Origin of the sequence: Nocardia higoensis, assembly GCF_015477835.1 — a bacterium.
Lineage (GTDB): Bacteria > Actinomycetota > Actinomycetes > Mycobacteriales > Mycobacteriaceae > Nocardia > Nocardia higoensis_A.
On the sequence record NZ_JADLQN010000002.1, the window covers coordinates 565,121 to 569,054 of the forward strand.

The following is a 3,934-nucleotide window of genomic DNA, read 5'->3' on the forward strand; positions in this document are numbered from 1 at the left end:
GGCGCAATGATTTTCGCCTGGTCGGGCGACGCGGCTTCGGGCGGTGATTCACCCTGATGTCATAGACTCGTCACCGATCGAGCTTAAGGTGCGCCGGGGCGGTCGGTGGCAGACAGCGAGGAGTGTCGGCGTGGGAGACAACACAGCCTGGTCCGGGTTGGCGAAATCGCGCAAGGTCAAGGTCGCTCCCGGTGCCGCCCTCGCGGCCGCTCGCGCCTGCTCGGAGGCCATTGCCGCGTTCAAGGGATACAAGGCGCTCTTCGACAGCGTCGGTATGGACAAACTGACGCAGAAGGAATTCGGAGATCTTCCTTCGGGCGGCCGCCTCGCCTACGCCTTCAACGAGGCGTCGGGCAATTTCTATGAACAGCTCGGCAATCACATCAAGACTTTGCAGGATCTGATCGAGCTCTTCCGGAACGCCGACCATCTGTACAAGAAGAAGGAGCAGGAGTCCGCGCAGACTCTCGATGCTCTCAAAAACGTGAAGACCGACCCCGCTGCGGAGTCCATTCCCTGGAAGCTGCCCGGCAAGAAGGACGGCAAGTGGGATCTCGGCAGCGGCACTTATCACAAGACGCCCGTCTCCAACAATGCTTCGCGTCACCATGACTTGAAAGTCCCGGGAGGGCTCGTCAAACCCGAGGGCGTCCAGCTCGGTACGGCAGTGCCCATCGCCGCCCGGCCGGAAGCGGGCGAAACGTTGAGTTGGAATGACCTGTACAAGGTCGGCCAGAATATCGAGGCCGAAGAATTCATGGTCAGGGCCCCCGTATGGGGAGAGATCGCCGAGCGCGCCAACAGCGAAGCCACTCAGCTCATGGACGGCCTTCGGCAGATCACCGCCGACAGTTGGGAAAGCGAAGGCGGCGACCAGGCTCTCGCGGCGATCGGCAAGTATGCCGCGACGGTGCTGGCGCTCAGCGACGCCGCCCGCTCCCTGGAATTGAATTATGAATACACCGCTGACTGGCTGGACCTGACCAGATTGAACATGCCGACCGAGGCCGAAGAGCCGTGTGGGGCGGACTTGGACCACCGTCGAGATGACTTCGACAAGTACTACGGAACAGGTGCGCGCGCATCCGAAAAACAGTTTCCGCATGTGGCAGCCCCGCCGGTCCCCGGTGAGCCACCCAAGCCGCCGGACCCGCGTCGAGATGACGACGGTTCGAAAAAGGACCCGACCTCGAAGGGCGATCCGAACTCGAACGGGGGCCCGGGGAGCGGCCCGGGCTCGGGTCCGGGCTCGGGCCCGAACCAGGGTGATCCCAAGCAGAACCTGGCTCCTGGGAGCACACCCGTGCCCACCAAGGACGATCCGCAGAACAAGAAAGAGCCGAAGGGCGACCCGAGCGACCCGAAGAACAACCAGAACGACCCGAAGAACAACCAGACCCCTGGAGCCGGCGCCCCGGGGGCCGGGAATTCGCCGAATGGCGCGGGTAGCCCGACCTCGCCGGTGAGTGGCTCACCTGCTCCCGGTTCGCAGGACAGCGGCGCCGGCCAGAATGCCGCGCAGATGCTTGGTTCGCTGATGAGCGCGCTGTCCTCGGCGGTGCCCGCGCTGACGCAGGCGGTGCCCGCGCTGCTCGAGTCGCTGCAGAAACTGCAGCCTGTCTCCGGTGGCCTCGACCTCGCACCGCTTCGGGGGCTCTTGGAGAAGATGCCGGACCTGCGCGCCGCCTTGGTCGAATCGCCGGAGATCGCGCGGCTGATCGCCGAGCACCCGGAGTTGCGCCCGCTTGCCGAGGTGATCGGAATACCCGAGGAAGCGATCGCTGCACAAGCGAATTCGCTTGCGGCAGAGTCGAACGAGGTGCGGGCAGGGGCCGGGGCGTCCGCCGGCTACACCCCGGAGGGCGAGCATGCGAGCCTGATCCCGCGCGCTGCCCTGCCGGATGTTCCGCTGAAGCTCTTCTCGGCTCCCGACGAGTACTTTTCGGCACCGGGTGCCGATGACGACGCCGGTGTCACGCTGTCGGATGCCTCCTGGGGTGCGGGGGTGTCGTCGGAGTCCGAGAGCGGCGGCGTCGTGCCGGGCGTGATCGCGCGATCCACCGGTTCGGAACCGTTGGTCCGGCACATCGACTTCGGCACAGAGCAATGGGTGGAAGGTGACGAGCCGCTCGATGAGGCCCGCCCGGCGGTCCAGTCCTGATGCACAGCTGGGAACTGACCGACCTGGAATTCCGGGTGCTCTGTGAACGCCACGCCGACAGCCATATCCCGCCGCCGCTGACCTACCAGGGCCGCGCCGAGACCGCCGACGACTACGAACGTCAGAAGATCTCGACCTGGGAGCGGTTGCGGGCCACGGGCGACCCGAAGTTCGCCGAGATGACTCGGGTATTGGTCCGTCCCGAGGTCTCCGTCCGGGTACTCAGCTGGTACGACCGCGGGCGCGACGATCCGAAGCTGTGGGTGCGCGCACGTGCCGGGCGCACCGGCGCGCACGGGTATCTGGTCATCCAGAAGCCCGGTGAAACCATCGGCCACAGTGGCGGTTACACCGTCGTGGACTGCGGTCCTCGCGGCTTGGCGGAGGCGATCGTGAAACTGCTTCCGCCAGGGGTCGAGGCCGGTCGCGCCGGAACGATTCCCATCGTCACCGACCAGGTGGATGTCGGCGAGGAGTACGGGCGTCCACGTTCGCTGGTCACCGAGACCGCCGACGAACCCGGAATGAGTCGCAGCAGAGAGTTTTTCGACACCCCGGCCACCCGGACCGGCGCGATCACCGTGCACCAGGGCCACTCCATGTACGGACCGCGCGGTCTCGTCGAGCACATTCTCGTGTGGCGGGATCTCCCTGGCGACGGTCGATACGTCATCGAGTTGCCCGCTGTCACACCGATTGCCGTCGGAATCGGGCGCAAATGGCTGACCAAGAAGGTCGACGACGCCATCGAGGACATGCTGGCGCGCACCGAGAGTCATTGGGAGATGCAGATCTGATCGCCATGCGTGCCCGACTGTAAATAGCACGGCACCCTGCGTTCACGTTGTCGATACCACTCGGTTGCCCGTCACCGGCACCCTCGAGGCATCAGTGCGAGCGCCGAGGAGTCGAGGGCATGACAGTCGAGAACTATCCGCCGCTGCTCGACAAAGCGGCGCAGGCGACCGGTGAAGTCCGCGATCGGATCAACGGTGTGCTGAGCACCCTCGCGGCCTCGCTCGCCGCACGCGGTGAGCCGTGGGGAAACGACAAGCTGGGCAAGCAGTTCGCCGAAGGTGACCAGGGGTACGTCAAGTCGAAGGAGAACCTGGAGAAGAGCGCCGGGAACATGGCGATCAGCTTCGGCAACTTCAGCAAGACGCAGACCGATGCCGCTCGGGAGTTGCGCAAGATGGAACGCGGCAACGGCGACCAGTACACGGTGTAGAGCGGTTCGCGGAGATGACCAACGAGTTCGCGAAGGCCGAGATGCTGTCGGTGCTGGACGAGGTCCAACAGCAGATGAGGATGATCGCGCGCGTCCAGCGGGACCGCGCCCAGCTGACGGCCACCGCCACGGTCCGCAAGCAGGTCACGGTCACGGTCAACGCCGACGGTGTGGTGATCGAGACCAAATTCGGCTCGGCCGTCGAGGAGTTGACCTATCCCGACATCGCCAAGGCGGTCACCGAAGCCGCGCAACAGGCGGCGGCCGACGTCGCCCGGCGCGGCCAGGAACTCATGTCCACGCTGCGGGACCGTCGCGCGCGTTTGCCCAAACTCTCCGATCTGATCGAGGGCATGCCCGATCTCGGCGCCGATGTGCCTGTCCCACCGGTCGTCTCGACGGCGCCGCCGACGGCCGGGGAACGGTCGGCGATCGGATTCGGCGAGGAGTCGACGGATATGCGATTCACCGATGTCGAGGCCGTCGATCTGGTGGAGCGCGACCGCGGAGTCACCGATTCCGGTTGGTGACCGTGGTAGGCACTG

At 65.6% G+C, this 3,934-nt stretch carries 4 protein-coding genes; all 4 read left to right on the forward strand.

Going from position 1 to position 3,934, the window contains the following annotated elements; translation table 11 throughout:
- Positions 1 to 130 precede the first annotated feature (130 nt).
- The 4 genes from IU449_RS16635 (at position 131) to IU449_RS16650 (ending at position 3,919) form a co-directional block, all read left to right on the forward strand.
- Positions 131 to 2,161 carry a hypothetical protein gene (locus IU449_RS16635; RefSeq protein WP_195002974.1) on the forward strand — a complete coding sequence of 677 codons (2,031 nt, stop codon included), beginning with the start codon at positions 131 to 133 and terminating at the stop codon, positions 2,159 to 2,161.
- The gene (locus IU449_RS16640; protein ID WP_195002975.1) at positions 2,161 to 2,958 is read left to right on the forward strand and encodes an ESX secretion-associated protein EspG; all 798 of its coding nucleotides are present in this window, start codon (positions 2,161 to 2,163) and stop codon (positions 2,956 to 2,958) included. Before IU449_RS16635 ends, IU449_RS16640 begins: the two co-directional genes overlap by 1 nt.
- A gap of 119 nt (positions 2,959 to 3,077) precedes the next feature.
- Positions 3,078 to 3,389, forward strand: a complete 312-nt coding sequence (locus IU449_RS16645; RefSeq protein WP_195002976.1) for a hypothetical protein — start codon at positions 3,078 to 3,080, stop codon at positions 3,387 to 3,389.
- Between the two features lie 14 nt (positions 3,390 to 3,403).
- Positions 3,404 to 3,919 (forward strand): YbaB/EbfC family nucleoid-associated protein, encoded by a 516-nt coding sequence (locus tag IU449_RS16650; protein ID WP_195002977.1) that lies wholly within the window; start codon positions 3,404 to 3,406, stop codon positions 3,917 to 3,919.
- Positions 3,920 to 3,934 lie beyond the last annotated feature (15 nt).